Origin of the sequence: Pseudoalteromonas sp. Angola-4 (assembly GCF_028599265.1) — a bacterium.
In the GTDB taxonomy this organism is placed as follows: Bacteria; Pseudomonadota; Gammaproteobacteria; order Enterobacterales; family Alteromonadaceae; genus Pseudoalteromonas; species Pseudoalteromonas atlantica.
Genome location: NZ_JAQREK010000014.1, coordinates 41,951 through 68,285, shown reverse-complemented (window position 1 = coordinate 68,285; position 26,335 = coordinate 41,951). Strand labels below are relative to the sequence as shown.

The 26,335-nt window shown below is 41.7% G+C and carries 20 protein-coding genes and 1 riboswitch; of the genes, 15 read left to right on the top strand and 5 right to left on the bottom strand.

What is annotated here, in order from left to right; all coding sequences use genetic code 11:
- The first annotated feature begins 70 nt into the window (after window positions 1-70).
- On the top strand, window positions 71-859 hold the full coding sequence (locus tag PSH48_RS15270) for a PhzF family phenazine biosynthesis protein (RefSeq protein ID WP_029773077.1): 789 nt from the start codon (window positions 71-73) through the stop codon (window positions 857-859).
- Window positions 860-901: 42 nt separating this feature from the next.
- On the opposite strand, the gene PSH48_RS15265 is transcribed toward PSH48_RS15270, so the two are convergent.
- The gene (locus tag PSH48_RS15265) at window positions 902-3,412 is read right to left on the bottom strand and encodes a zinc-dependent metalloprotease (protein ID WP_029773078.1); all 2,511 of its coding nucleotides are present in this window, start codon (window positions 3,410-3,412) and stop codon (window positions 902-904) included.
- A 290-nt stretch (window positions 3,413-3,702) separates the two neighbouring features.
- Between PSH48_RS15265 and PSH48_RS15260 the strand changes: the two genes are divergently transcribed.
- The 5 genes from PSH48_RS15260 to PSH48_RS15240 all read left to right on the top strand — a co-directional run bounded on the left by PSH48_RS15260 (window position 3,703) and on the right by PSH48_RS15240 (window position 11,591).
- Window positions 3,703-4,887 carry an efflux RND transporter periplasmic adaptor subunit gene (locus tag PSH48_RS15260; protein ID WP_138611253.1) on the top strand — a complete coding sequence of 395 codons (1,185 nt, stop codon included), beginning with the start codon at window positions 3,703-3,705 and terminating at the stop codon, window positions 4,885-4,887.
- Between the two features lie 11 nt (window positions 4,888-4,898).
- Complete coding sequence (locus PSH48_RS15255) at window positions 4,899-8,039, top strand: efflux RND transporter permease subunit (RefSeq protein ID WP_029772914.1); 3,141 nt, start codon at window positions 4,899-4,901, stop codon at window positions 8,037-8,039.
- 111 nt (window positions 8,040-8,150) lie between these two features.
- Window positions 8,151-8,233, top strand: a riboswitch (cyclic di-GMP riboswitch).
- Between the two features lie 95 nt (window positions 8,234-8,328).
- Window positions 8,329-8,895: a hypothetical protein gene (locus PSH48_RS15250; protein ID WP_029772913.1), complete on the top strand. Its 567-nt coding sequence runs from the start codon at window positions 8,329-8,331 to the stop codon at window positions 8,893-8,895.
- A 119-nt stretch (window positions 8,896-9,014) separates the two neighbouring features.
- A complete protein-coding gene (locus PSH48_RS15245; RefSeq protein WP_411157023.1) occupies window positions 9,015-11,132 on the top strand; it encodes a S9 family peptidase in 2,118 nt (705 codons plus the stop codon).
- A gap of 60 nt (window positions 11,133-11,192) precedes the next feature.
- Window positions 11,193-11,591, top strand: coding sequence for a hypothetical protein (locus PSH48_RS15240; protein ID WP_029772911.1), 399 nt, complete (start codon window positions 11,193-11,195; stop codon window positions 11,589-11,591).
- A gap of 16 nt (window positions 11,592-11,607) precedes the next feature.
- Here PSH48_RS15240 and PSH48_RS15235 read toward each other — a convergent pair whose 3' ends face one another.
- A complete protein-coding gene (locus PSH48_RS15235) occupies window positions 11,608-12,363 on the bottom strand; it encodes a LytR/AlgR family response regulator transcription factor (RefSeq protein WP_024033980.1) in 756 nt (251 codons plus the stop codon).
- 240 nt (window positions 12,364-12,603) lie between these two features.
- Here PSH48_RS15235 and PSH48_RS15230 point away from each other — a divergent pair, with 240 nt between their 5' ends.
- Window positions 12,604-15,546: a TonB-dependent receptor domain-containing protein gene (locus PSH48_RS15230; RefSeq protein WP_029772910.1), complete on the top strand. Its 2,943-nt coding sequence runs from the start codon at window positions 12,604-12,606 to the stop codon at window positions 15,544-15,546.
- Between the two features lie 282 nt (window positions 15,547-15,828).
- On the opposite strand, the gene PSH48_RS15225 is transcribed toward PSH48_RS15230, so the two are convergent.
- Window positions 15,829-16,302 (bottom strand): Dps family protein, encoded by a 474-nt coding sequence (locus PSH48_RS15225; protein ID WP_004585992.1) that lies wholly within the window; start codon window positions 16,300-16,302, stop codon window positions 15,829-15,831.
- A gap of 346 nt (window positions 16,303-16,648) precedes the next feature.
- On the opposite strand from PSH48_RS15225, the gene PSH48_RS15220 reads away from it, so the two are divergent.
- The gene (locus PSH48_RS15220) at window positions 16,649-16,858 is read left to right on the top strand and encodes a hypothetical protein (protein WP_024033977.1); all 210 of its coding nucleotides are present in this window, start codon (window positions 16,649-16,651) and stop codon (window positions 16,856-16,858) included.
- Here the strand turns inward: PSH48_RS15220 and PSH48_RS15215 are convergent.
- Both PSH48_RS15215 and PSH48_RS15210 read right to left on the bottom strand, forming a co-directional pair.
- Window positions 16,855-17,460 (bottom strand): PGAP1-like alpha/beta domain-containing protein, encoded by a 606-nt coding sequence (locus PSH48_RS15215; RefSeq protein WP_004585990.1) that lies wholly within the window; start codon window positions 17,458-17,460, stop codon window positions 16,855-16,857. The genes PSH48_RS15220 and PSH48_RS15215 overlap by 4 nt on opposite strands.
- Before the next feature lie 17 nt (window positions 17,461-17,477).
- A complete protein-coding gene (locus PSH48_RS15210) occupies window positions 17,478-18,014 on the bottom strand; it encodes a YaeQ family protein (RefSeq protein ID WP_029772909.1) in 537 nt (178 codons plus the stop codon).
- 91 nt (window positions 18,015-18,105) lie between these two features.
- Between PSH48_RS15210 and ylqF the strand changes: the two genes are divergently transcribed.
- From ylqF to PSH48_RS15175, 7 genes are all read left to right on the top strand, one after another.
- Window positions 18,106-19,050 (top strand): ribosome biogenesis GTPase YlqF, encoded by a 945-nt coding sequence (ylqF, locus tag PSH48_RS15205; RefSeq protein ID WP_054983594.1) that lies wholly within the window; start codon window positions 18,106-18,108, stop codon window positions 19,048-19,050.
- Window positions 19,051-19,614: 564 nt separating this feature from the next.
- Complete coding sequence (locus tag PSH48_RS15200; protein ID WP_273611823.1) at window positions 19,615-20,856, top strand: OprO/OprP family phosphate-selective porin; 1,242 nt, start codon at window positions 19,615-19,617, stop codon at window positions 20,854-20,856.
- An 11-nt stretch (window positions 20,857-20,867) separates the two neighbouring features.
- Window positions 20,868-21,839, top strand: coding sequence for a Bug family tripartite tricarboxylate transporter substrate binding protein (locus tag PSH48_RS15195; protein WP_273611822.1), 972 nt, complete (start codon window positions 20,868-20,870; stop codon window positions 21,837-21,839).
- 11 nt (window positions 21,840-21,850) lie between these two features.
- Window positions 21,851-22,318, top strand: a complete 468-nt coding sequence (locus PSH48_RS15190) for a tripartite tricarboxylate transporter TctB family protein (protein ID WP_273611821.1) — start codon at window positions 21,851-21,853, stop codon at window positions 22,316-22,318.
- 3 nt (window positions 22,319-22,321) lie between these two features.
- Window positions 22,322-23,863 (top strand): tripartite tricarboxylate transporter permease, encoded by a 1,542-nt coding sequence (locus PSH48_RS15185; protein WP_273587891.1) that lies wholly within the window; start codon window positions 22,322-22,324, stop codon window positions 23,861-23,863.
- An 11-nt stretch (window positions 23,864-23,874) separates the two neighbouring features.
- Window positions 23,875-25,497 carry an ATP-binding protein gene (locus PSH48_RS15180; protein WP_273611820.1) on the top strand — a complete coding sequence of 541 codons (1,623 nt, stop codon included), beginning with the start codon at window positions 23,875-23,877 and terminating at the stop codon, window positions 25,495-25,497.
- Window positions 25,498-25,513: 16 nt separating this feature from the next.
- Window positions 25,514-26,239, top strand: coding sequence for a response regulator (locus PSH48_RS15175; protein WP_273611819.1), 726 nt, complete (start codon window positions 25,514-25,516; stop codon window positions 26,237-26,239).
- The last annotated feature ends 96 nt before the right edge of the window (window positions 26,240-26,335 follow it).

Genomic DNA, 26,335 nt, shown 5'->3' with positions numbered 1-26,335 from the left:
ATAAAATTAATAGTGATTATTTAATGGCTATGTGGCAGGTTTAAACTCTAATTAATTTAGGGGGGAACCTATGCAACTCACCATCCATCAAATTGATGCGTTTACCAGCGAGTTATTTAAAGGCAATTACGCGGCTGTGATCCCGCTTGAGTCGTGGCTTAGTGATGAGTTAATGCTTAATATTGGCGCTGAAAATAATGTTTCTGAAACTGCGTTTACGTGCCCTTTGGCAGATGGCAGTTTTGCAATACGATGGTTTTCGCCATTAATGGAAATAGATTTTTGCGGCCACGCTACGCTCGCTGCTGCGTATGTTTTGTGCGAGCAGCACAACCTTAGCCAAGTGCGCTTTAACGCCGCGGCTGTAGGGGAGCTTATTGTTAATAAAAATAGCGATGGCAGTTTTGCTATGACCTTTCCTAAACAAGCGCCAGATGAAGTACAAGCGGTACCCGATGCGCTATTGAAAGGGTTGTCTATACAACCTATTAAGTTGCTTAAAAACCGCCAAGCATATTTTGCTATATACGAAAATGCTCAACAAATTCATGATTTAACCACTGAGTCTGATTTGTTAAAAACCTTATATCCACTAGATGTGGTCGCGACAGCGAGTTCTGCTGAGTACGATATTGTGTCTCGTTATTTTTGGCCAGCAAGTGGCGGCGAAGAAGATTTTGTTACGGGCTCTATTCACACCGGCCTTGCCCCTTACTGGGCACAGCAATTAGGTAAAAATAAATTAAACGCGTATCAGGCTTCAAGCCGTGGTGGTTTTATACAATGCGAAGTAGGCGAAAATACAGTGACCTTAACCGGTAACGCTGTGCGGTATTTAAAAGGCACAATTTATTTATAAATTAACAGGCCACGTATTACGTGGCCTGTTTGATTTAGTTAATTAAGCTTCTAACGCTTTAGCAATTAAGTGATCAATATACTTTTTATGCGCTTTAGTTGTTGTATCGGCTCCCCATCCTACGCTTGTATCAGCTATTTGCGTTAGCTGATAGAGCGCGGCAGTTTTTGCCAAATTGTCGTGTTTACTGGCTTTGCCTAGGCCTGCAATAGCAATAAGCTGATTTACATACTCAATTTGTAGATTGCGGCTAATAGACGTGCTCTCTTTGCTATCAACAAAAATACTGGCAGTTAGGTCGTCCATAAATTGCGTTAGGCTATATTCGTTCCCGTACAACGCGGTGTCTGAAATACGCAGCATAACAGCAGGGTGCAGCAATTGCGCAAGTACTGTTTTTTGCATGCCTAAAATCATTTTGTGCGCTTTAGGGTCTTCATTTTTACCATAATGGCTAAAGCCGCGACGCTGTTGCTGTAAATAGTTATACAGTGGTTGCATGCTAGTGAGTACATCTGGCGCAAATACATATTTAGCAAGTATGTTCATTGCTTGTGTTTGGCGCTCAAGCGGTACGGGGGTAAAGGGTTTATCAGCATGCTGGTCGCCCACAACGGCACGTTCAACATATACGCCACCTATTTGGCGAGAAACAATGCCCGCTTGCGAGCGGTATTGGCCAAATAAACTATTAGCTGAGGTAACCAGTTGTTGGTAAGACTCACCTTTTACTGTGGCTTTATCTTTTAGCTCAGTAAATAACGTATTAATTAGCGCCATACGGTCGGCGCCATAGGCTGCAGGGTTTGATGAAAGGTCGCCTATCATTACCCGTGGGTCTATATGGCGACCCGGTGCGCGCATGTCGTCGGCATCGTTACCAAAGGCAAGCGCATGCTCGCTAGAGCGCGCTAATATAGTATTTAGGCGTGCGCGCTCTGCGGTTTCATCTTCAAGGGCTGTGCTGTAGCCATAGTTTATAGCCCAATCGTCATAAGGGCCTGGTTTGGTTTGAAAAATATCGCCTTGCTGTACACCAATGGGGGCTATGTTGGCCGGCGCATAATCCATCACTGAGCCTGTAACTATGCCTTGGGTTTTGGTTTTATCATGAACCTCTTTTTCATCCCACAAAATAGACGATTTCATATTGTGGTTTAAGCCTAGTGTATGGCCTACTTCATGAAGAATTAACTGAGTTAAACCTTGGCGAATCATTTCATTGTCATCAATCGAGGCACCTGTTGCTAAGCCTTTAGCAAGTAATAGGTTTTGTTGAATTTCATGGCCTAGTGAGCAATTTAAATCGCCACTTGTGTGCAGGTTTTCGCCGTGGCTCATTGTGCCTTGTGTGTAAAGCGTGTCGTAAATCCAGCGGTTTTTCATAAACACAAACTCAAGCATAATGTCTGAGCCAAGTATTTCACCGGTTAGCGGGTTGGCAAGAGCTGGCCCGTAGCCACCAAATGGCGGTTTAGGTGATGAAGTCCAACGTAATACGTTGTAGTTAATATCACCAGCATCCCAGGTTGCGTCATCGGGTTGTACTTTAACTTCTAGTGCGTTTTTAAAACCGGCTTTTTCAAAAGCGCTATTCCAGGTAAGTACGGCATCGCGTATTGTGTCGCGCCACTCTACTGGGGTGGTATTTTCTATCCACCAGGTAATTGGCTTTACTGGCTCAGAAAGCTCAGCACTAGGGTTTTTCTTTTGTAGGTCCCAGCGTTTAATAACATCTTCATATGGCGCCCAATCGGTCGAGGTCATTAGATCAAATTGATTGGTGAAATAGCCTATGCGCGCGTCATCTTTACGTGGTTTATAGTCGTTTGTTGGTAATGCAACAAAAGAGTGCTGCACCTTAACAGAGACATTGCGCGGGTCGCTTACTGCGCTTGTACCACGCACGGTGGGGCTGGCATTACTAAATACGTAATCTACAACCACATCTAAGTTGTTTGGGTAAGGACGCTGCTTAACAATACGCGACTTTTTGCTGTTTAATTTACCCACTTTAAAGCGTTTTTTAGCTTTTTTATCGGCTGGGTTTGGCGTTGGCGATACCTTGTGTAGCGCCTCACTTAAAAATAACTTATTGACCTTAAAGGCTATTTTTCCTTGTTCTTCTTTTTCTATTTTAATGCTGGCTAAAACGGCTTCGCTAATATTGGCATTGCTTGCTTTGGCAATGGCACTGTTTTGATCAAATTTATAGCGAGGGGTTTTGCTAACTATATCTATGCGGTCAAAGTATTTTCTAAACTCAATAAGCTTGGTTTCTCTATAGGCACCGCGATAATGCCCAGCATCAGTGACACCGTCGACTGTATGGGCAAAGTATACAAAAGGGGTATTAAGCTGCGATTCGGTGATCACCATTAAGTGCTCACCGGTTTTTGGGTCTTGGTATAAATTAAAAATACCTGAAAATTCGGTTTGTCCTTCGACCATTTCGCTTAGGGTTTGTGGTTTTTTGTCTTCTTTTTTATCGCTAGCCAGTGCGTGGCCGCTAAGCGCTACACTAAGTGTTAGCGCAAGGGTTGTTAATTTCATTGTAATAATCTTTTTCGCTGTTATTTATTTAATGTGACTGTACGTAAATTAAAATTTGTTCGCACATCTTCTCGATGAAATAATAGCCTAAACCTGTAATTTGTTGATTTTAAATAGTAAAAGTTTGTAACAAAATATAATAAATGCGATGAATAGCAGATGTTTGTTAACGGGTACACAGCTATATTTAGTTCCCAATTTGATTTGTAACAGTTGCTTACAAATGTCAGGTTAATGTTTTATTGCGCTCTGTTATTATAGTGTTAGTAGAAATATGAGGTAATTAGGATATGCAATCAAATTCACTGAGATGGGTGTTCCCATTTGTAGCATTAGCCATTGGTGTAGTGGGCTTTATGGGAATAAACGCTATTGCACAAGAAGATCAAAGTAACACAGCAGTAGATACACGCCCCACCGTGCAAGTTGAGCCTGTAGAAGCTAATAATCATCAAGTAATAATAAACAGCTATGGCGAAATAAAACCATTAGAAAATACGCAGTTGGCGGCGCAGGTGTCGGGCGAAGTAATTAGCTGGCACCCTAACTTTGTAGCAGGTGGCGTGGTTTCTCGTGGCGATACACTTATTAGCATTGAAAAAGACAACTACGAAGCAGCCGTATTGGTAGCCGAAGCCGATTTAGCGCGTGCAAAAGCGGCCTTAATTGAAGAGCAAGCGCAGGCAAAAGTAGCCGAAGACGAAGCAAAGCGTTTTCCGAGTAAGGCACGTACTGACTTGTTTTTACGTAAACCGCAGGTGCTAAGCGCCCAAGCAGCGGTTAAATCTGCGCAAGCCGCATTAAAAAGAGCGCAACGCGATTTAGAAAACTGCGATATAAAAGCACCTTACGATGCGCTTGTTATAAGCCGCAATGTGGGGGTGGGCCAGTTTGTGGCTATGGGCGCACAAGTGGCCGATTTAAATAATATAGAAACAGCAGAGGTTATTATTCCTATTGCTGGTTTTGATAGCGTATTTTTACCGGAGCGAATTAAGGGCATTAAGGCCACTATTATTCAAAAAGGTTTAAACAGTTTTACACGTGAAGGCGTGATTGACCGCGACCTAGGTATTGTAGATAACGCGACGCGTATGAGCAGCTTAGTGGTACGTATTGAAGACCCATACGGCTTAAAAACACAGCAACCGGCTATTAAATTTGGCAGCTACGTGCAGGTTAATTTTGCAGGCGCCATGCTTAATAATATTTACCGCTTGCCGCAATCATTAGTTAATAACCAAACGGTGTGGATAGTTAACGAAAACCAAGAGCTTGAACCGCGCAAAGTAACCGTAGTGAGAGAAGAAGGCGAGTACTTTTATATTAGCAGCGGACTTAACGCCGATGATAAGTTGGTTACCACGTTACCTGAGTACCCACAAAAAGGCATGCAGGTTAAAGTGGCTGGCATGGGCGAGCCAAGTAACGCTAATACAAACACCGAAAGTAGCGCTGATGCGCAACAGTTGTAAGGTGTAAATTAATGAGCGAATCAATTGAAAAAAAACAAACCGGGTTAATAGCTTATTTTGCTAAAAACTCTGTTGCAGCCAACCTAATGATGGTTTTTATCATCATCATGGGGATTATTAGTTACTTAACCATTCAGCGCCAAATGTTTCCTAATGTAGAAATTAACTACATTAATGTTGAGGCAAATTACCCCGGTGCCTCACCACAAGAAATTGAAGAAAGCATTCTTATAAAAATTGAAGAATCACTAAAGGATGTGACCGAAATTAAAAAGGGCGTGTACCGCGCCTTTAGAAATGGCGGTAGAGCAAGCCTTGAAATTAACACCGATGCAGAGCTTACCGATGTACTTGATAAGGTAAAGCTGCGCGTTGATGGTATTGCAACCTTTCCTGCGGGCATGGAACCGGTCACCATAAGTCAGATTGAGTTTAGGCAAGATGTTATAGGGATGACCTTAGTTGCCGATTTGCCGCTGACAGAACTCAAACCAATTGCCAATCAAATTGAAGATGAGCTATTACAGCTATCAAACGTGTCGTTGGTAGAAAACGATGTGCCGCTTGATGAAATAGCCATTGAAATCGAACCAGACACTTTGCGCCAATACAACTTAACCCTAAGCGATGTAATGACCGCTGTGCGTAATTACTCTGCTAATTTTTCGGCGGGGCAACTAACAACAGATGCAGGGATTATTTCTGTTCGGGTTGAAAACCAGTATTACTCCGGCGATGAGTTTAGGCAAATTCCGGTAAAAATAGGCGACTACGGCGCTAAGGTATTGCTTCAAGACATTGCTGTTATTAAAGACCAATTTACCGAAGGCGAGCGCTACTTTAAATTTAATGGCGAAAACGCAGTGTATATGTCGGTAAAGGCAACGCAAGATCAAAACATGATCCCCGTTGCCGATTCGGTTAAAGCATTTATTGAGCAAAAAAATACCCAGCTGCCACCGGGCGTTAGGTTAGAGCCATTAATGGACATGACATACTACCTAAATGCGCGCCTTGATATGATGAAAGCTAACTTGTTTCAAGGGGCAATATTAGTCGCTATTATGCTTTCGTTATTCTTGCGCTTTAAATTAGCGCTTTGGGTAATGATTGGCTTACCAGTGTGCTTTTTAGGCGCCATGATGCTAATGCCTTTATTTGGTATAAGCATTAATATTATTTCGTTGTTTGCTTTTATTATGGTGCTCGGGATTGTGGTAGATGACGCCATAGTAATAGGAGAGGCCGCCTATACTGAGGTTGAAAAAAGCGGAGGTGGAGTTGAAAACGTCGTCCGTGGTGCTAACCGTGTAGCAACCCCTGCTACATTTGGCGTACTAACAACCATTGCGGTGTTTGCCCCGTTTACACTTTCGAGCGGGCCAGAAAGCGCCTTCTTTTACGGTATTGCTGTAGTAGTTATGCTGTGTTTAGTATTTAGCTTAGTTGAATCAAAACTTATTTTACCGGCGCACATTGCCCACACGCACTTTTCACCTATTAAAAAAGGGGGCTGGCGCGATAGGTTTAATACCCGCTTTTTTGGTTTTGTAAATGGCCCTTATAAGCGTTTTATATCGCGTTGTGTAGATTGGCGTTGGACAGTATTGTTTGGCTTTATTGCTATGTTTTTTATAAGCATTGCGCTGATCACATCAAATAAAGTACGCACTGTACCCACTCCTAAAGTGCCGCATGATTTTCCGCAAATTCAAATAGAAATGAATGACAATGTGTCTGATTTACAAACTATTGCAGCTATTCGTGAAGTAGAAGCCATGGTGTTAAGAGTTGATGAAGAAACAGAGCGTGAATTTGGCCAAAAAATAATTCGTGATGTACTGGTATTTAACCAAGGCAGAACGGAGTCTCAGTTACTTGCGCCGTTGGTTGATGAAGACTTACGCCCTTATAACGCGTTTGAGCTTTCGCGCCGCTGGCGAGAAGCTATGCCAACCATTGCCGGTATTAAATCACTCACTATTGAAGATGATGTTGGCGGCGGTGGCGGCACCGGCGAAGGCGAATTTGGTTATTTACTGTTTGGCTCTGATATAGAAACGCTTAATGCGGCAGGCCGTCGTTTTATTCAGCTATTGCAGCAACAAAAAGGCTTGTTTGATATAAGCTCAACCATTGACCCTGCTAGCAAAGAAGTGCAAATGAGCTTAAAACCTGTAGCTTACGATTTAGGGCTCGACCTTGCTAACATTGCAAACCAAGTAGGCGCTAGTTTTTATGGTGGCGAAGCGCAGCGTGTAATACGTAACGGCGAAGAAGTAAGAGTAATGGTACGTTACCCTAAACTGACTCGCGAAGCGTTTTCATCGCTAAAACACACTGTAGTTACTACACCGCAAGGGCGTGAAGTACTTTTAGGCGATGTGGTCGAATTAACCGAAACGCCGGGTATTAGCTATATTCGCCGTGAGGGCGGTTATCGTACTGTTTATGTGTACGGCAGTATTGATGAAGAAGTTATAGAGCCAGGCGAAGTGGTTTCGCAAGTAAAAGAAAACTTACTGCCGCAACTTAAAGAAGAATACCCAAGTGTAAAATCAGAGCTAGGTGGCGCAATAGAAGAGCAACAAGCGCAAGCTAATGAGCAGCTGCTGTTTTTTGTAGGCGGCATGATTTTAGTTTATATATTGCTTGCTGTACCACTTAAAAGTTATGCCCAGCCGCTTATTGTTATGTCGGTTATTCCGTTTAGTTTAACGGGGGCTATTTGGGGACACTTTTGGTTTGATTTAGACATTAGCTTAATGTCGGGCTTTGGTTTAATAGCCGCGGCCGGCGTAGTAATAAACGACTCGCTGGTAATGACCGACTACGTAAACCAAGTACGCCGAGAGGGTGTAACCGTTAAAAACGCGGTAATAGAAGCCGGTTGTGCACGCTTTAGAGCAATATTATTAACCTCTATTACAACCTTTGCAGGGGTTCTGCCCATAATGTTTGAAACCAGCTTACAAGCTAAGTTTGTAATCCCTATGGCAGTAGCGCTAGGCTTTGCGGTAATGTTTGCAACACTAATCACCCTTATATTGGTGCCGTGCTTGTACATTATTTTAGGCGATATTGGCGGCGTGTTTAAAATGGCTTTTCGAAAAGTATTTAGGCGAAAAGTCCCTATAAACCAAACCTCTTAAACTATTAAAAGCCAACTTTAACAAGTTGGCTTTTTAGTTATTTAGGGTTATATAAAAATCTCGGTTACATTCTTTTGTTTGAATAAGCTTTGCGCACGTTTTATAATCACTTTTTTCTGTTGGCAAATTAGTCGAAAGGCTAAGACGCAAAGTTTCCGGTCTAAGGTGTAAACTACGATAGCGGGGCTGCTGCATAATTTTTATACGGTATTGCTTGCCCTCAGTGTCGTTTTTGTGTATCCATATGATATGGATAAAATTTTGTGACTCTTAAGGTGTTACTGTGTTTATGCATACGTCGTTGGCCTGTGGAAAATGGTCAACTATAGGTTGTTTAAACCATCATACTCAATTGTTCATTGGGGATGTGGTTAGTGTAACCTTTTCAGACATGCAAGGAGTGCTTGTTGATTTATCGTTTGATTATAAAATTACCTCTTTAGAACAAGGTGAGCCTCATGCTTGGCCACGCTTAGTTGCTGAGTATATAAACGTGCATGTGCCCCTGGTAAGTGCAGGTAGAATGACCAAGCAAGGGTTGGTTGTTGGCTATCGAGATAACGAAATATTTGCCCTAGAAAGTAGCGGTATTAATAAGGCAAAGGTTGATTTTCATTGCATTGCAAAGTGCGATACCCCCGCTAAGTGCACCAACCAAGCATATGATTTTGTATACCCTAATGGGGGCGAACAATACAACGCGGGGACTCGCGTACTGCAGCCTAAAACAGGTTATATATACCAATGTAAGGCATGGCCATTTAGCCAATTTTGCAGAACCAATAATGATAAAGACCCAAGCTTTGAACCTGGTATCGGAAAAAGCTGGGCAATGGCCTGGACTAAGGTCTCTTAACGCTTTTAAAATAAAAACCATCTTCCCATGGGTGTAATGACAAGAATAAAATTGCAGTAATTTTAAAATTTGGACTTATACCTCAAGCCCACTCTCTATGAGTGGGCTTTTTTATTTTTATGATAAACTGCCTGCATTGTTATTTTTTATACGGTTTTGTTGTGTCTTTAAGTGAATTTTCTTCTCAATCATTAGCTCGTTTTCCTGTTGCTAAAAAGCAACCTTATCAATTAACTATGCACAATAAAACGCGCACCGATAACTACTACTGGATGCGCGATGATGAGCGCGAAAACCCAGAAATACTCGCCCATTTAGCGGCCGAAAATACATACTGCGATGAGCAACTAGCCGCAATAAAACCACTTCAAAGCAGTGTTTTTGAAGAACTAAAAGGGCGCATCGTAAAAGATGACAACACAGTGCCGGTTAAAGATGGCAAGTACTGGTATCACTCAGAGGTACGTGGTGACGATGAGTATTCGCGCCATTTTAGAAGCATAAGTATTAACACCGATAACAAGCAGTTACTTCTTGATGTGAATGCTTTAGCTCAAAACCATGAATTTTACGAACTAGGTGAAGTCGCGCTAAGCCCATGCGAGCAATTAATGGCATACAGCGAAGACACCGAAGGGCGCAGAATTTACAGCGTACATTTTAAAAACCTGCAAACAGGTGAAATGCTCAGCGATGTTTTAGAAAACACTGAAGGGCAAATTGTTTGGGCTAACGACAATAAAACCGTATTTTACGTTAAAAAAGACTTACAAACGTTACTGGGTTTTCAGGTGTTTAGGCATGAACTAGGCACAGCGCAAAGCCAAGATGTCATGGTGTATGAAGAGCACGATAAAAGCTTTTTTATGGGCTTGGGTAAAAGCCGAGACGAGAGCCTTATTATTATAGATTTGGCCACCACCGAAACAAACGATACCTGGGTGCTTGATGCCAATAACCCGCAGGGAGAATTTTACGCATTACTACCGCGCGAAGAAGGGCATGAGTTTGATATAGATAAACACGGTGATACTTATTACATAGTAACCAACTGGCAAGCTAAAAATTTCAGACTGATGACGGCAACAAGCGAAACGATTGCAGATAAAACGCAGTGGCAAGAGCACACCGCGCACCGTGAGCATGTGTTGCTTGAAGGCGTAGAGATATTTGACGACTTTTTAGTATTAACTGAGCGCGAGCAAGGTCAAGCTCGCTTTGTTGTTATTAACCAAGCTCAAGAGCGCATGGCGCTTGAATTTAGCGACCCATGTTACTATGCCGCTGTGGCGATGAACCCCGAGCCACAGGCGCGTTCGGTACGTATTTATTATTCAAGTCTAACCACGCCTGGAACGTTGTACGATGTTGATTTAGCCACGGGCAAAAAAACATTGTTAAAACAGCAGCAAGTACTGGGCGGGTTTGATAGTGCACTTTATGCCTCTGAGCGCTTATTCGTGACAGCACGCGATGGCGTGCAAGTACCTGTTTCGTTAGTTTATAGAAAAGACACCTTTACCAAGGATGGCACTAACCCACTGTTTCAATATGGCTATGGTGCATATGGTTACACGATAGATCCGAGCTTTTCGAGTACCTCATTGAGTTTGCTAGATCGCGGTTTTGTGTATGCGATTGCACATGTAAGAGGCTCCGAAATGCTAGGACGCCATTGGTACGAGCAAGGTAAAAAAGAGCATAAACAAAATAGCTTTAGCGACTTTATTGATATTACAAAGGCTCTTGTAGAGCAAGGCTACGGTGATAAAAACAAAGTATTTGCCTCTGGCGGCAGTGCAGGTGGTTTGTTAATGGGCGCTGTATTAAACCAAGCGCCAGGGCTTTACTTAGGTGTAGGGTGTCATGTGCCATTTTTAGATGTGTTAACCACCATGCTAGATGAAAGTATTCCACTTACCACTAACGAGTATGATGAATGGGGCAACCCAAACGATGAGCACTTTTATGATGTAATAGCCGCGTACTCACCGTACGATAATATTAGCGCCCAAGACTACCCGCATATTTTAGTCACCACAGGCCTGCACGACTCTCAAGTACAATATTGGGAGCCTATGAAGTGGGTAGCAAAAATGCGAGAACTCAAAACCGATAACAATATACTGGTATTCAAAACCGACATGGATGCTGGGCATGGCGGCGCATCTGGGCGTTTTAAAAGCCTTGAAGAAAAAGCCCTCGAAATGGCCTTTTTTATCGCGCTTATAAATTAACTGCAAAATACGCAAAATGTATTAAGCTTTAATGAAGCACTGATATATAAAAGGTTATTTATGTTTGGAGCACATGGAGAGTTTTATATTTGCTCTCAGCCACCCACCATGTATTTAAAGCTAATGGGTAGTTTTAATAATGAAGGAATTACTTTACTAACTAATGGCGTGGTGAACGAACTAAGTATGCACCCCAAAGGAGCGGTAAAGTGTGTTGTGGTTAATTTAGAAGAATTTGAGTTAATAACTGTAGATAGCATGGACTCGTTAGAGGCGTACTTTGCCAGCGTAAAAGAGCGTGGCTACGAACGCGTAGATTACTTATATGCAAACATTATTGCTAAAAATATGTTCGAGAAGGTCTGGAACAACAGCGATATTGAAGTTAACTTTTATAAAGACTCAGAAAGTTACCTACATCAACACCCAGACGATGAATACATTAAAACTCACTGGTAAATAGAATTACAAGCCCCTATGCTACGGGGCTTATAATGCTCTCTAGGCAGTTTTTGTACCTTCTTGATAAATTTAACGAGATATTGTTTTTAAGCTTCACTTTATAGTCGCCGCTGTCTGTTGGCATAAGCTCTTTTATGGCATGTTTTCTAACAAGCGTGGAGCGGTGAATACGTATAAAACCTTCAGGCTCTAGCTGTTGCTCAATGTTTTTCATGGTTTCACGGTGTAAAACGGGGGCGCTGTTACCATTAAAGTGCAGCTCTACATAATTACCCGCACCGTTTATCCATACAATATCGTTAATATCTATTAAACGTACCTTTCCTACATCTTTAACAACAATATGTGCAGCAATGGGTTGCTCGTTTTCAGATGCGGCTTTAAACAAGCGCTCGGCTTGTGTGGCTAATGGGCATAAATGAATAAGCTTATCGAAGCATTTTTCAAGCCTTGAAGCGGTTGCATCGACTGTTAAAAAATCGACTGCGCCGACTTCAAACGCAAAATTAGCAAATTCAGCCGACCTAGCAATCACCACCACTTTCATTGTTTTAGCCAATTCAGTTAGGTGCACTATTTGAGTAGGATCATTTAAATTAGATAATTCGTAAAAAAGCACATTAAAACGAGAGGTATCTATTTGATCTAAACGCTGCTCGGGCAGTTGCGTTTGCGAATCAAAGTGACGGTGAGCTTGCACCTGCTGAGTTAAGAATGTTGCAAATTTGCTCGTGCTAACTCTAATTAGTGCATGAAAGTAAGTAATCATAAAAAATCCATCTCTAGAGTGTGTAGTTATAAAGACCGTGTATTTAATAAAAAATGTTAAAAAAATTTAATCTAATTTATAACAATCTGGGATAAGTACCTTCATCCCATATATCCTGCTGTTTGTACCTGACTAAGTGCCTATTAAATAATGCGCATAGTGTCTTAAAATTATTCCACTTAATGTTGAAATGTTTGTAACCAACCAGTTACAAAAATAACATTTCAGGGACATTATAGTATGAAAAAAATAAATAACTTAGATAGTCGTACATTTAAAAAATCTTCATTGTCTTTAGCACTTAGTGCGACAGTGCTTGCTGGCTTTTCTTTTCAAGGTATAGCCGCAGAAGAAGACGAACTAGAAAAAATAGAACGCGTGCAAGTAACGGGTTCTCGTATTCGTTCAGCCGAGGCGATGTCATCTGCACCTATACAGGTTGTAAGTGGCGAGGCAATTGATGCATCGGGTTCTTTAAACATTCAAAACCTACTGCTAGAAAACCCAGCATTTGGTTCTCCAGCTATTAGCCGTACTAACTCTAACTTTTCAACTGCAAGCGCGGGTGTAGCTACTGTTGATTTGCGTAACTTAGGTTCAAACCGTACTTTAGTACTTGTGAATGGGCGCCGTTATGTATCGGGTGTACCTGGTAGCTCGGCAGTTGATTTAAATACCATTCCTAGTCAATTTATTGAGCGCGTGGAAATTATGACCGGTGGCGCATCATCAGTATATGGCTCTGATGCGGTTGCAGGTGTAGTTAACTTTGTACTAAAAGATGACTTTGAAGGCGTAGAGTTTGAAGGCCAATACGGCGAATCAAGCGAAGGCGATGATGAATCGCGCCAGTTTTCTTTTACCTCGGGTTTAACTACGGGTGATGGCAAAGGTCAAGCCATGTTCCACTTAGGCTACTCAGACCAAGGAGCTGTGTTTTCACGCGATCGTGAGCGCTCTGCAGTAGACCAATTTTCAGGTATTTATTTTGAAGACGATCCGGCGGCAAATCCGGGCTCTATTTTTGAAGCCGTTAACCCGTTTTTCTCATCATTTCCGCCACAAGGGCGTTTTGATGCAGGCGATACACGCTTTACTTACGATCCAAACAACAACTTACAAGACTCGTTTAGCACCAATGGCGGTGACGGTATAGATGCCAACGGCTTTAACCGAAGCGGCGTACGTACCATTGCTATACCAACAGAGCGCTACTTATTTGCCTCAAATGGTAGTTACGAGTTAACAGATAAACACAGCTTCTTTTTTGAAGGGACGTATGCATCTAGTACCACTATTTCAGAGTTAGAGCCTTTTCCGTTTGCCTCAGATGACATTTATGCCAATGGCCGCGTGCCAATTGAGTTTGACGTAAATGGTGAAATGCTCAGAAATGCCTTTGTGCCAGATGATATTTACAATGCAGCAACAGACACCGACGGTGATGGTGCTAGAGATATCTTTTTTGCAAAACGTTTAAGTGACGTAGGTAACCGTGGTGCCCGTGCAGAGCGTGATACATTCCGCTTAGCTGTGGGCTTTCAGGGTGAGATTAACGACAGCTGGTTTTACGATACCTACTATGTGTACGGTAAAACGAAAGAGTCGCAAGTATCAGGTGGCTTAGTAAATGTACAAAGCTTTCGCCAAGGTTTAGAGGCGGTAATTGATAGCCAAGATTTAGATGCGGATGGCATTACCGATGAAGCGATTTGTATTGATGCAACAGCGCGTGGCTTTAATTGTGCGCCAGTAAACATTTACGGATTTAATTCACTATCGCAAGGTGCAATTGATTTTGTAAGTGCGCCAAGTACGCTTTCTACGTCGGTAGAGCAAGAAATTATTGGCGGTAATGTCTCAGGTGATTTATTTGAGCTGCCTGCGGGTATGGTAGGTATTGCGGCTGGTTTTGAATACCGCGAAGAGTTTTCTCGCAGTGAATTTGATGCCCTACAGCAAGCAGGCTTAAATGCCGGTAATGCAATTCCTGCAACCGAAGGTTCTTTTGATGTAACTGAATACTATGTTGAGGCTAACATTCCTGTGCTGGATGCGGTAACAATGAACGCCGCAGTCCGTTTATCTGACTACTCAACAGTAGGTAATACAGAAAGCTGGAACGTAGGTGTTGATTGGGAAGTGATGGATAGCTTACGCCTTCGTGCTACCCGTGCTCGTTCTACACGTGCGCCTAATATTGATGAGTTATTTTCACCGCCTTCGCAAACATTCCCAAGTGGTTTAAACGATCCATGTATAGGTGTTACAAACAGTGGCGGTGGCGCTGTAGGTGATGCGTGTCGTGCCGATGCGGGTGTTGCAAATAATATTGCATCAAACGGTGAGTTTACCCTTAACCAGTCTGATTTACAGGGTATTAGTGGTTTTAACCGTGGTAACCCAGACTTAAAAGAAGAAGTGGGCGACTCTGTGACTGTGGGTGTGGTATTTACCCCAGAGGAGCTAATTTCGGGCCTTGACGTTACCCTTGATTACTTTGATATAGAAATCACAGATGCGATTGTATCTACACCGCGCCAATTTATTTTAGACCAATGTTATGGCGGTGGTGACGATAGCTTCTGTAGCTTTATAACTCGTCGTAGCGGCCCTTCTGGTAATAATAGTGCAGGTTCACTTGAGTTTATTGACAGTGGTGTATCAAATAGTGGTGGTTTAGGAACTGAAGGTGTTGATTTAACACTAACTTACTCTGCCGATATTGGCCCAGGCGCATTTAGAACTCGCCTTGCATACACTTACTTGATTGACGGTTACACTATTCCGTTACCGGGTGCGGATAAAGATGAGTTTGCAGGTGAAATTGGCGCATCTGAGCACAAAGCTAACTGGAACTTAGGCTATAAGCTTGATGACTTTGATTTTAACTGGAGCATGACCTACATAGGGGCTGCTGACTTTGATGATCAATTCTTAAGTGGCTTTGGTATACCTGCTGGCGGCGTGGGTATTGGCTCAGTAACCTACCATGATGTACAAGCAAGCTATCATATAAGTGACGCGGTAGAGCTATACGCCGGCGCTAACAATTTATTTGATAAAGAGCCTCCACGTATACTTTCAGGTGTTAGTGGCTCAAGCACAGGTACTGAAACCGACGCAGGTACGTATGACCCAATCGGACAAACCTTCTATATTGGTTTTAGAAGTAAATTTTAAGCAGTTAATACTGCACAATTGTCGTTTTTCCAGCTTCACTTAATTAAGGAGCTGGTATTAACAAAAGCCCCAGCCGTTGCTGGGGCTTTTTAATGCCAGCGCGAAAAGGGTGGGCTTGTTTGCTTTAAAATTATTTATGCTCCGCTTAAACCAAAAACAACGCCACTGGTAACAGTGGCGTTGTTTAGTCAATAGGGGGCGCTAATATAGTATCCGAATCGCAAAGAAATTTACGATTCTCCCTATTTGTAGCCCTCCCCTTTTGAGGGCTTATTTTTTAGCTTAGTCTAAGTACGCTTTTAACATCCATACTAGTTTTTCTTGCTCTGAAATATAATCACCCATTAATGACGCTGTACCTTCATCATCTGCATCACCTGCTTGAGTAAGTACTTCACGTTGCATTTTAATTAGTGTGCTGTAGCCAGCTAATAGGTTTTCTACGGCTGCCGTACCATCGCTAATGTTTTTAGCTTCTTTAATTTCACTTACTTCTAAGTAATCAGAAAACGCATGAAGTGGCGCGCCATCTAACGTTAAAATACGTTCAGCAATTTCATCTACTTTTTCAAGCAGAAGATTGTAAATCTCTTCAAATTTAATGTGTAATTCAAAAAAGTTACGGCCTTTAATATTCCAATGAAAACCACGCGCATTCATGTATTGAATTTGGTAGCTGCTCAATAATGTATTGAGTGACTTAACAATGTCTTCGCTTTTTGCGCTGTTTAAACCAATTGCATTTACCTGTGACATACCTTGCTCCTTGATGAACCGTTTATTTATGAACTGATGATCATTATTGCTCAGTGCTATTAATTAGTAAAATTGTTTAAACCAGTCAATGCAATAGGTTTTAACTATTAATAACGTGCAGCGCAATAAATCACTCATACAATATAGATGGGTTGAATTTATTAAAATTCTACCCCTTAACAATAAAATAAAGACAAAACATGGATAAATTATGATCTAAAACAAGTTTTCTACAAGGTTGAATATTAGCTATTTGATGTATTGATCTAAATCAGTAAATGCTTATAGCTGTAGCGCATAATTCACTCAAGAAAAATAAATATCTTAAATTTATTGGAGAGCGATTATGGATGCAAAAACAGTAAAACAAAATAAAGCAGAGTTAATTGTGGTAGGTATAGCCGTTATAGCATTTGTATTGGGGCTGGTGGCGCATTTAGCAGGCGCAAGTTTTGCTAATGCCGACACGTTTGGCTACATTGCCGCACCCATGCCACTTATTTTAGGGGTGATATTTTTAATCAGTTATAAAATAGCAGAGGCGGGCGAAGACTAGGCTGCTTCGTTAAGGCACTTAATAATGTACTCAAGCACTTGGCGAGAGTAAATCATACTGGTATGGCTTAAATGAAATACTTTATGCTCAGCCATGCCTTTAAGCTTGGTTTCGTCTAGTAAAACGGTGCCATCGGACTGACTGCCTTTGACAATTAACGGCATTAACCCAATGGGCAAATCGCCAGCAATACTGTAAAGCTTGGCCTTAAACGGCCAGTTACCATTTTTAGTGAGTAAAAACTCGACGCTGTTTTTTAAAAAGGTTTCAAACCCTTTTTGCTTCATCTTTTGCGCTATGTGGCTGCCTTGATGGGGTGTGCCAAGCGTAATCACTTTAGTGACATGGTGACTCGCTGGCGTGCCTGCCTCTAAGTAGGCGCGGGCAATTAATCCGCCCATAGAGTGACATACTAATGCAGAGGGCTCATCACCAATAAACTCATCTATTTGTTTAAATATGGTGCTTAAGTTTGGGTCGAGCGTATTGTAAGTGAGATTAAGTACTTTAACTCCAGACTGTTCAAGACGAGAGCAGAGCGGGCGCATAACAAAGCCCGACATATAAAGGCCGTGTAATACAATAACGTGGTTTATTTTCATACGCCCTTACCTACAATTTACATTAACCGTTGCGGTTTTATTTCGATATTAGCCGTATCAGAACTGACCCACACATCACCATCTTGAACGGTAATGGTAAGTTTTATATTGCGGTCGGCTAAATCTGCAAGTGCCTGAGTAGCGGCGTAATCAAGGCTAAAAATACTTAAGTTTTTAAAATCGTACAACTTAGGTTGATGTTTTTGCCACCAAATAGCTTGGTTGTTTTCGCCATAGGTATAAAGCACCACTTTTTTAGCTTTATTGCAGGCTTTTTTAAGACGCTTTTCATCTGGCAGGCCCAGCTCAATCCACAGCTCTATCTCTTCACTGTAGTTTACATGCCAAAGCTCAGGTTCATCGTCGGCACTTAAGCCTTTGGTAAACTCTAAGCCATCACAACTATTTAGTGCATAGGCTAATAAGCGAATCATCAGGCGTTGCTCGGTTTCAGAGGGATGCTGTGCCAACGTTAAATTAAAATCTTGGTACACGTGGCGGTCCATATCGCTTAACGATAATTGCGCTTTAATAATGGTAGATTTAAGAGCCATAATATCTAATCTAAAAAAATTTGCGCCAGTATAGCGCAATTAAATGAATTGCCAGTTAAAATAGCGTCAAATTATATGTTAGGAGTTAAAAATGGCTATCCAGTGGTTCCCTGGGCACATGAATAAAGCCCGTAATGAGATTAAAGAAATAATGCCGCAAATGGATGTGATCATTGAAGTGCTTGATGCACGCATTCCTTACAGTAGTGAAAACCCTATGGTAACCACGCTTCGTGAAGGCAAGCCGGTCATCAAAATTTTAAATAAGGCGGATTTAGCCGACCCTAAAATGACCCAAGCGTGGAAAGACTATTTTGAGCAAGAAAGTGGCGTTAAAGCCATCGCGTTTGGTCATGATAAAGCCGCTGAGGTGCACCGCATTAATGAGCTTTGTAAAAAATTAGTGCCACATAAAGTGGGCGCCGATAAGCAAATTAAAGCCATGATCATGGGTATTCCAAATGTGGGCAAATCAACGTTAATTAACGTATTAGCTGGGCGCATAGTTGCAAAAACGGGTAACGAGCCTGCGGTAACAAAAGCGCAGCAACGTATTAAGCTTGAAGACGGCATTATGCTTTACGACACACCAGGTATGCTGTGGCCTAAAGTAGAAAACGAGAACTCGGGTTATCGTTTAGGTGCCACCGGTGCAATACGTGACACAGCGCTTGAATACGAAGATGTGGCAAGTTATACCGCAGAGTATTTATTAAAAGCCTACCCAGAGCTTTTAAAAGCACGCTATAAAATAGATGAACTGCCAGAAAGTGACTGGGAATTTGTAGAAATGGCTGGTAAAAAGCGTGGCTGTATTCGTGGCGGTAACCAAATAGACACCTATAAAATGTCTGAAATACTGATTAACGAATTACGTGATGGGATTATCGGCCGTATTACCATGGAAACCCCAGCCATGCGTGAAGAAGAAGAAATTATGGTAGCTGGCTTACGTGCCGCTGCAGAGGCTAAAAAAGCCGCTAAAGAAGAAGAGAAAAAACAGCGCCGTGCACGTGCACGTAAAAACCGCCGTTAATATGTGAATTTATGTGAGTATGTTGCTCACTAAATTACAGACATAAAAAAAGCCCGTAAGGGCTTTTTTAGTTTCATATCTACCGTCACCGATATGAGCAATGTAGCAAGTAAAATAGTAGGGCGGTTACTTATCATCAACATCAAGGGGCGTTGCGGTTCATAACAAGTAACCATAGCTGTTTACGTGCGCCACACGTTGTTTCAGGGTCGAGAAACAAATTAGTTCATTCCGTCACAAGTGGGTATGCATTCCCGTCTTGTTGATATTGATTATCAGTTAGATCTAATAAACTGTCAACACCTAAATGCAAATAATTCTTATTTTATTAAGTGCGTTTTTAGTCATCGCATAGGTGTACTTCACGACCCTTCTTATTAGTTTTTGTTTATGTCTATTTTGTTCATGGTTTTTATGAACAAAATGTACTTTACCGTCATCAATGCACCTTTCCCTCAAAATATTTCGTTAATTTCACGTTAACAATAAGCTGCGCTTTAGATAGCAGTTTGTCGTCGCTTATCTACCTGACAATAAAGATACAAACACAGCGTGGAGAAAATAATGAAAGCAAGTAACACACAGCTCGCTTTAACAATTACAGCAGCGTTGGCTAGCACATCAGCTTTAGCCGATAACGATACTCAAAAACTACAAGCACAATTAGATGCATTACAAAAAGAAGTTAACTCTTTAAAAACATCAAGTGGCTTTAATTTGGAGTTTGGAGGACGAGTACAGCTTGATTACAACTATTTTGAAGGTGCCTATAACGCAGGCAATGATGGCTCAGATGGGAGCGACTTCTTCCCTCGTCGTATTCGTACCTACGTAGAGAGCGAGCATGGAAACTGGGATCACAAATTACTTTTAGAATTTGGCGAAGGGGATGCCGAAATTGTACTTGCCCGCGTGCGTTACGCCTTTGAAAACGGTCTTAAAATTAAAGCGGGTAAAATCCGTGAAGACATGTCGCTAAACGCACTTACTAGTTCAAAGCATATTAATACTATTGAGCGTAGTACGCTTGCTAATACTTTCTCGCCTTTTTTCCGTTGGGGCGTATCTGCTTATCAATACTTTAAAGACTCAGGCTTTCGATATGCCGTTGGGGTTTATAAAAATGATGCCTTTGGTGCAACGGGTAATGATGAAAACGACCGTCTAACGCTTGCTATTACAGGGCGTGCTACGTGGTCAAGTGCAGCACCGGGTGACGTGATTCATTTAGGTGCATGGCATTCATACCGTGATATGGGTGGCAATGAACTAGGCGAACGTTTTGCGCGTGGTGAAGTGCGCGAAACTAATGTACGCCTTGTTAATTATGCTACAGGCGGTACAGCGGTAGCACTGGATAGCTTATCGCAGTCTGGGCTTGAATTTGCTTTTCAGGCTGACTCTTTAACATTAGAGGCAGAATATGCAAGCCGTGCTTTAGATGCGCTCAATAGCAGCGATGATCTAGATGGCGAACGTTTTGACGGCTTTCATATCTCAGCAAGTTACTTTTTAAGGGGTGAGCAACGACAGTATAAAGCTGGCTCTGCACTATTTGTACAACCTAAAAATATTAAAAATGCATGGGAGTTAGTTGCTCGAGTTTCGCAAATGGATGCAACGAGTAAAAACCAAGGTAGCGAAGTAACTACCTACACACTTGGTACAAGCTATTACGTTAGTAGTGACATTAAATTTATGGGCAATCTTATCTACAGCGATGTAGATGGCCCAGGTACCGCTGCGCTTGTAGGTGATGAAGACTCTGGTATGGGCTTTAGTGCACGTATGCAGTATTTATTTTAAGGGGACACACAATGAAATTATTTAAGTCAGTTAAAACAACATTATTAGCGGCATCTTTAGTACTAAGCAGCCCTATGGCATTGGCCGATATTCACTTTTTAGTACCAGCAGGCCCAGGTGGCGGATGGGATACAACTGCGCGCGGTGTAGGTGAAGGTTTAGTAAAGGCAGGCATTGATAATAATGCGTCTTTTCAGAATATGTCGGGCGGTGGCGGCGGGCGCGCCATTGCCTACTTAATAGAATCAGGTACTAAAAAAGGCGATATATTAATGGTGAATTCAACGCCTATTGTATTGCGAGCCTTAACGGGGAAAATTCCCTATAGCTACCGAGATTTAACACCCGTAGCCAATATGATTGCTGATTTTGGTGCCTTTGTTGTTCGTAACGATTCGCCCTATAAAACCTGGCAGGATGTTATTAAAGCGCTTAAGGAAGACCCAAGCTCAATTAAAGTAGCGGGTGGTTCTGCCCGTGGCAGTATGGATCACTTAGTTGCTGCACAAGCGGCTAAAGCAGGCGGGGTTGATGGCCGCAGAATTCGTTACATTCCTTACGATGGCGGTGGTAAAGCAAAAGCTGGTTTACTCTCTGGTGAAGTAAACTTACTTTCTACCGGTTTAAGCGAGGCGTTAGAAGTTGCAAATGGCGGGCAGGCGAGGGTGTTAGCAGTTACATCGCCAGAAGTTTTAGCGGATTACCCTAAAATACCTACGTTAAAGTCGATGGGTTACGATATGGAGTTTGTTAATTGGCGCGGCTTTTTTGCTGCTCCTAATTTACCTGCCGATAAACTTGCTCAATACACCGAGAAACTTCGTAAATTACAATCAACTCCTGAGTGGGAAACTGTTCGCGCACGAAATGGCTGGTTAAATCTCTTTCAAGAAAAAGATGAATTTATCCAGTCACTCGAAAAACAAGAAGCGCAGCTTAAAGTGGTAATGCAAGAGCTTGGCTTTATTCGTAAAGCGGATTAATCGAGGTTTTTATGATGAATCGCGAACTACTAGGGCCAAGTTTATTCTTGGCGCTATTTACACTCTACGCCATTGTGGCGTGGCAAATTCCACTATTACCATTTGAAGAATACGAAACGGTTACTTCTGCTACATTACCAAAAGTATACGCAGCTTTTGGCATTGTGGTGTGCTTGCTTTCTATCGGTTCTACTTTGCTTAAGCCAAACGAAAAAGCGGCAGAAAACCAGCCTCTAGAAAAGTCGCATGTTGTACGAACTTTAGGCTTATTAGTTTTAATGGTGATTTATAGTGCAATGTTGGAGCCTGTTGGCTTTTTAACCTCGACCAGCGCCTTTTTATTAGCGGGTTTTTTTGTAATGGGTGAAAGGCGCAAGAAGATTCTATTGTTTGCCTCTATTCCTGTTGCCGTAGTGTTTTGGTTTTTGATGACTCAAGTATTAGGTATTTACTTGGTTCCGGGCGATTTATGGAGTTAAGTTATGTTTGATGGAATTATGCTTGGTTTGTCGACCGTGCTCGACTTTAATAATTTAATGTACGTGATAGCAGGCTGTTTGGTGGGTACTTTTATTGGTATGTTACCTGGGCTTGGGCCAATAACTGCTATTGCATTGATGATCCCTATTACTTACAGCATAGGTGCTGATTCAGGGATGATTTTAATGGCTGGGGTTTATTATGGCGCTATTTTTGGTGGCTCTACATCATCCATTTTAATAAATGCGCCAGGGGTGGCGGGTACGGTGGCTTCATCTTTTGATGGCTATCCGTTAGCAAAGCAAGGGCATGCTGGTAAAGCCTTGGCTATTGCCGCTTACTCCTCATTTATAGGTGGAACTATAGGCGCCATACTACTTATGGTTGCCGCACCTCTACTAGCAAAGGTGTCATTGAGTTTTCAATCTCCTGATTATGTTGTGCTAATGTTTTTAGGTTTAACAGCTATTGCTGCTTTTTCAAATAAAGGCCAATTTTTAAAAGCAATGATGATGACAGTATTTGGTTTAATGCTGGCAACGGTAGGTATAGATCCATCCTCGGGCACCGAGCGATTTACCTTTGGACAAGCCGACTTACTCGATGGTATTAGCTTTTTATTAATTGCAATGGCAACGTTTGCACTTGCTGAGGCATTAATTAATGTTGTTAAGCCAGAGAAGAAAGACGCTAAAAGTCTTAATGATTCAGATACGCCGCAAATAGGTTCAACTAAATTAACAAAAGGCGAAGTTAAAGATATGGCGCCGGTTGTTGGCCGTTCGTCATTTTTAGGATTTATTGTTGGTGTTTTACCTGGCGCAGGAGCCACTATTGCAAGCTTTATGGCCTATGCCACTGAGCGAAATTTGGCACCTAAAGGCCTAAAAGAAAAATTTGGAAAAGGCTCTTTACGTGGTCTTGCCGCTCCTGAGTCTGCAAATAATGCAGCATGCACAGGCTCATTTGTACCTTTATTAACATTGGGGATTCCTGGCTCTGGCACGACGGCCATTATGCTAGGAGCATTAATAGCATATGGTATTCAGCCAGGCCCTATGCTCATGCAAGAAAACCCAAGTGTATTTTGGTCTGTCATTGTAAGCATGTATTTTGGCAACATTGTTTTATTGATTTTAAACCTACCTCTCATTCCTTATTTTGCAAAAGTATTAGCAATGCCAAAGTCGGTATTAACCATTATGATTTTGTTCTTTAGTTTAATTGGCGTGTACTTGGTGTCGTTTAACACATTCGACTTATTTATGATGGTTGGTGTTGCCTTGGTTGCGTTAATATTACGCCTATTGGCCTTTCCAATGGCTCCTTTGTTACTTGGCTTTATTTTAGGCGATATGATTGAGCGAAACTTTCGTCGCTCAATGATGATTTCGGATGGCTCATTAAGCTTTTTATGGGATAGGCCACTCACATTAAGTATTTTTATACTTTCTATTTTAGTGTTGTTGTTCCCATTAAAAGATTATTTGAAGCAGCGCCGTGCGGATAAAACAGCTTCTAGGTTACAGCAAGAGCAAGCTTAATAAGGACGTTAATGACAAACACCAACAAACCAGGCCCATTGCAGAGCATGGTAAAAAAACCTAAACGATTAGAAACACGTTTAATTATTTGGGTAACTGGGCTATGTGTTTTACAAGCAATATTGTTTGGGGCGTTGGTGTATCAGCTTACGGCGCAAAGTTTACATAATCACATGGGTGATAAAGCACTCTCTGTAGCAAGTAGTGTCGCAACACGAACTGATGTAATAAATGCGTTAGAGGGAAAAGGTGATTTAACAGCATTTAATTTGCAAATAGAGAGCCTTACGGAGCTAACAAGCGCTGATTTTATAGTGGTTGGCGATATTAATGCACTGCGTATTATACACCCTGATGAGCACAAAGTTGGCAAACCTATGGTTGGAGGTGATAGTCAGGAGGCCCTTCAAGGCGAGCGCTATATATCGGTAGCTCATGGCAGCATGGGGGAGTCAATTCGCGGTAAAGTACCTGTATATAATGCTAACAATGAAATTATAGGCCTAGTGTCTGTTGGTTTTTTGGTGCAATCAATTGATCCGCTTATTTTATCTCGTAGTGCTGAAATACTTATTTGGGGGCTGATGCTTGTTGGTTTAAGTATTATTGCCGCGGTTTATATTGGTCAACGAGTACGTAATGCTATATTTGGTTTGCAACCAGATGAGATAGCAAGATTATTTTCAGAGCAGGATGCTATTTTAAACACTGTACGTAGCGGCATTATTGCACTGGAGCCTGATGGAACCGTGCGTAAACTAAATCAACGTGCCTGTGAAATTCTTGATAAGCCTACATCTACAATCCATAAAAACCTTACTCTAGAAGACCTATTGCCTGAGCATGCTGAATTTTTACTGCGCAATCAAAGCCGCAAAATTGTTGGGTTTGAGTTATTTGCTGCAGATAAACGAATTATTTTGTCGCGGTTTTCTTTACAAGTTCAAGGTCAGGATGATGGTATTTTGCTCAGTATGCGCCCGTCTGATGAACTGGAATATTTAAGTCAGCAGCTAACAAAAGTACAAGCATTTGCTGAGTTACTTCGTGTTCAAACACATGATTACTCGAATAAATTAAACCTAATTGGTGCTTTAGTACAAATGGGCAAAAACGAGCAAGCAATTGAACTTATAGGGCAGGAAAGTCAGGGTTCTCAAGCACAAATTCACAACTTACTTGAGCGGATTCAAGACCCCGTATTAGCTGGTTTATTGGTGGGAAAATACCACAAAGCACGAGAGCTTAATGTTGCTCTTGAGCTTAACCAAGATAGTTTGCTTGGTGTTATAGAACGTAAGGATATGCTTGAACGAGTGGTTTCTATTTTAGGCAATTTAATAGATAACGCCATTGAAGCTGCTATTAGAGCATCTGATACTCGCCCTGCTAAAGTAAGGGTAACAGTTGACGAAACCAGTCAAACTTTATTGTTTGATGTGGAAGATACAGGGTTTGGTTTAGGCTCTGATCATGAAGTCATTTTTACGCCTCAATTTAGTTCTAAGTCTGGGGCGCAACACGGTATTGGTTTGTACTTAGTAAAAACCAATTTAGACTCCTGCCGTGGTAGTTTAGAAATTGGTGAGTCGGATTTATTAGGGGCGCGGTTAAGTGTTTATATTCCAAAATAATAAGAGTAATTAAGCAATGACCTATTCTGTAATTATAATTGAAGACGAAGTTGAAGTTGCACAGCTAATTGCCCAGTACTTATTACTGCCGGGGGGCGCTGCGGGAAGTCAAATTGCAAAACAGAGTTTACGCCAAGGACAGTATCAAGTGGTTGGAATTGCAGGTAATTTAAGTACTGCAACAGCTCTGTTGCAAGCGATAGAGGCAGATCTTATTTTACTCGATATACATTTACCTGATGGTAACGGACTCGATTTATTATCAGATTTACGGCGTCGTGAAATTAAAAGTGAAGTAATGCTACTAACGGCTGCCAAAGAAGTTGAAACACTTGAAAAAGCAATGCAACTTGGTGCCTGTGACTTTTTAGTTAAACCGTTAATGTTAAATAGATTAGATCAAGCTCTTTCGCGCTTTGAGGCGCGTCAACAGTGTTTTTCTGATGCAAACGAAGTGACCCAATCAATGGTTGATGTGTTATTCGGCTCAAAAGAGAAAAAGCAGGGTGCTATTAGGCTGCCCAAAGGCGTTGACCAGCTTACATTGCAAAAAATCCATGATGCATTTGTACAGCATGATTCAAATGCATTTACTGCTCAGCAAATGGGCGATTTAGTGGGGGTAAGCCGCTCAACTGCTCGTCGCTATTTAGAGTTTTTATTAGAGTCTGAAAAGTTAAGTGCTGATCAAAGCTACGGTAGTATTGGCAGGCCAGAACGTTGTTACAAAATAATTAAGTAACTGAGTGTCCTTCAGATTACAAGAATAAAACATAATCTTTTTAATGGGTTACATAATAATCAGTGCTATTTAACCAGTGCTTGATGTAAATCTAGA

Excerpts from the sequence above, each read along its gene's own strand:
- PSH48_RS15185 (WP_273587891.1), top strand. The coding sequence starts at position 22,322 with ATGTTTGATGGAATTATGCTTGGTTTGTCGACCGTGCTCGACTTTAAT.
- PSH48_RS15245 (WP_411157023.1), top strand. The coding sequence starts at position 9,015 with ATGATAAACTGCCTGCATTGTTATTTTTTATACGGTTTTGTTGTGTCT.
- PSH48_RS15175 (WP_273611819.1), top strand. The coding sequence starts at position 25,514 with ATGACCTATTCTGTAATTATAATTGAAGACGAAGTTGAAGTTGCACAG.
- PSH48_RS15265 (WP_029773078.1), bottom strand. The coding sequence starts at position 3,412 with ATGAAATTAACAACCCTTGCGCTAACACTTAGTGTAGCGCTTAGCGGC.
- PSH48_RS15210 (WP_029772909.1), bottom strand. The coding sequence starts at position 18,014 with ATGGCTCTTAAATCTACCATTATTAAAGCGCAATTATCGTTAAGCGAT.
- PSH48_RS15230 (WP_029772910.1), top strand. The coding sequence starts at position 12,604 with ATGAAAAAAATAAATAACTTAGATAGTCGTACATTTAAAAAATCTTCA.
- PSH48_RS15225 (WP_004585992.1), bottom strand. The coding sequence starts at position 16,302 with ATGTCACAGGTAAATGCAATTGGTTTAAACAGCGCAAAAAGCGAAGAC.
- PSH48_RS15255 (WP_029772914.1), top strand. The coding sequence starts at position 4,899 with ATGAGCGAATCAATTGAAAAAAAACAAACCGGGTTAATAGCTTATTTT.
- ylqF (WP_054983594.1), top strand. The coding sequence starts at position 18,106 with ATGGCTATCCAGTGGTTCCCTGGGCACATGAATAAAGCCCGTAATGAG.
- PSH48_RS15235 (WP_024033980.1), bottom strand. The coding sequence starts at position 12,363 with ATGATTACTTACTTTCATGCACTAATTAGAGTTAGCACGAGCAAATTT.
- PSH48_RS15195 (WP_273611822.1), top strand. The coding sequence starts at position 20,868 with ATGAAATTATTTAAGTCAGTTAAAACAACATTATTAGCGGCATCTTTA.
- PSH48_RS15200 (WP_273611823.1), top strand. The coding sequence starts at position 19,615 with ATGAAAGCAAGTAACACACAGCTCGCTTTAACAATTACAGCAGCGTTG.
- PSH48_RS15215 (WP_004585990.1), bottom strand. The coding sequence starts at position 17,460 with ATGAAAATAAACCACGTTATTGTATTACACGGCCTTTATATGTCGGGC.
- PSH48_RS15240 (WP_029772911.1), top strand. The coding sequence starts at position 11,193 with ATGTTTGGAGCACATGGAGAGTTTTATATTTGCTCTCAGCCACCCACC.
- PSH48_RS15180 (WP_273611820.1), top strand. The coding sequence starts at position 23,875 with ATGACAAACACCAACAAACCAGGCCCATTGCAGAGCATGGTAAAAAAA.
- PSH48_RS15190 (WP_273611821.1), top strand. The coding sequence starts at position 21,851 with ATGATGAATCGCGAACTACTAGGGCCAAGTTTATTCTTGGCGCTATTT.
- PSH48_RS15260 (WP_138611253.1), top strand. The coding sequence starts at position 3,703 with ATGCAATCAAATTCACTGAGATGGGTGTTCCCATTTGTAGCATTAGCC.
- PSH48_RS15220 (WP_024033977.1), top strand. The coding sequence starts at position 16,649 with ATGGATGCAAAAACAGTAAAACAAAATAAAGCAGAGTTAATTGTGGTA.
- PSH48_RS15250 (WP_029772913.1), top strand. The coding sequence starts at position 8,329 with ATGCATACGTCGTTGGCCTGTGGAAAATGGTCAACTATAGGTTGTTTA.
- PSH48_RS15270 (WP_029773077.1), top strand. The coding sequence starts at position 71 with ATGCAACTCACCATCCATCAAATTGATGCGTTTACCAGCGAGTTATTT.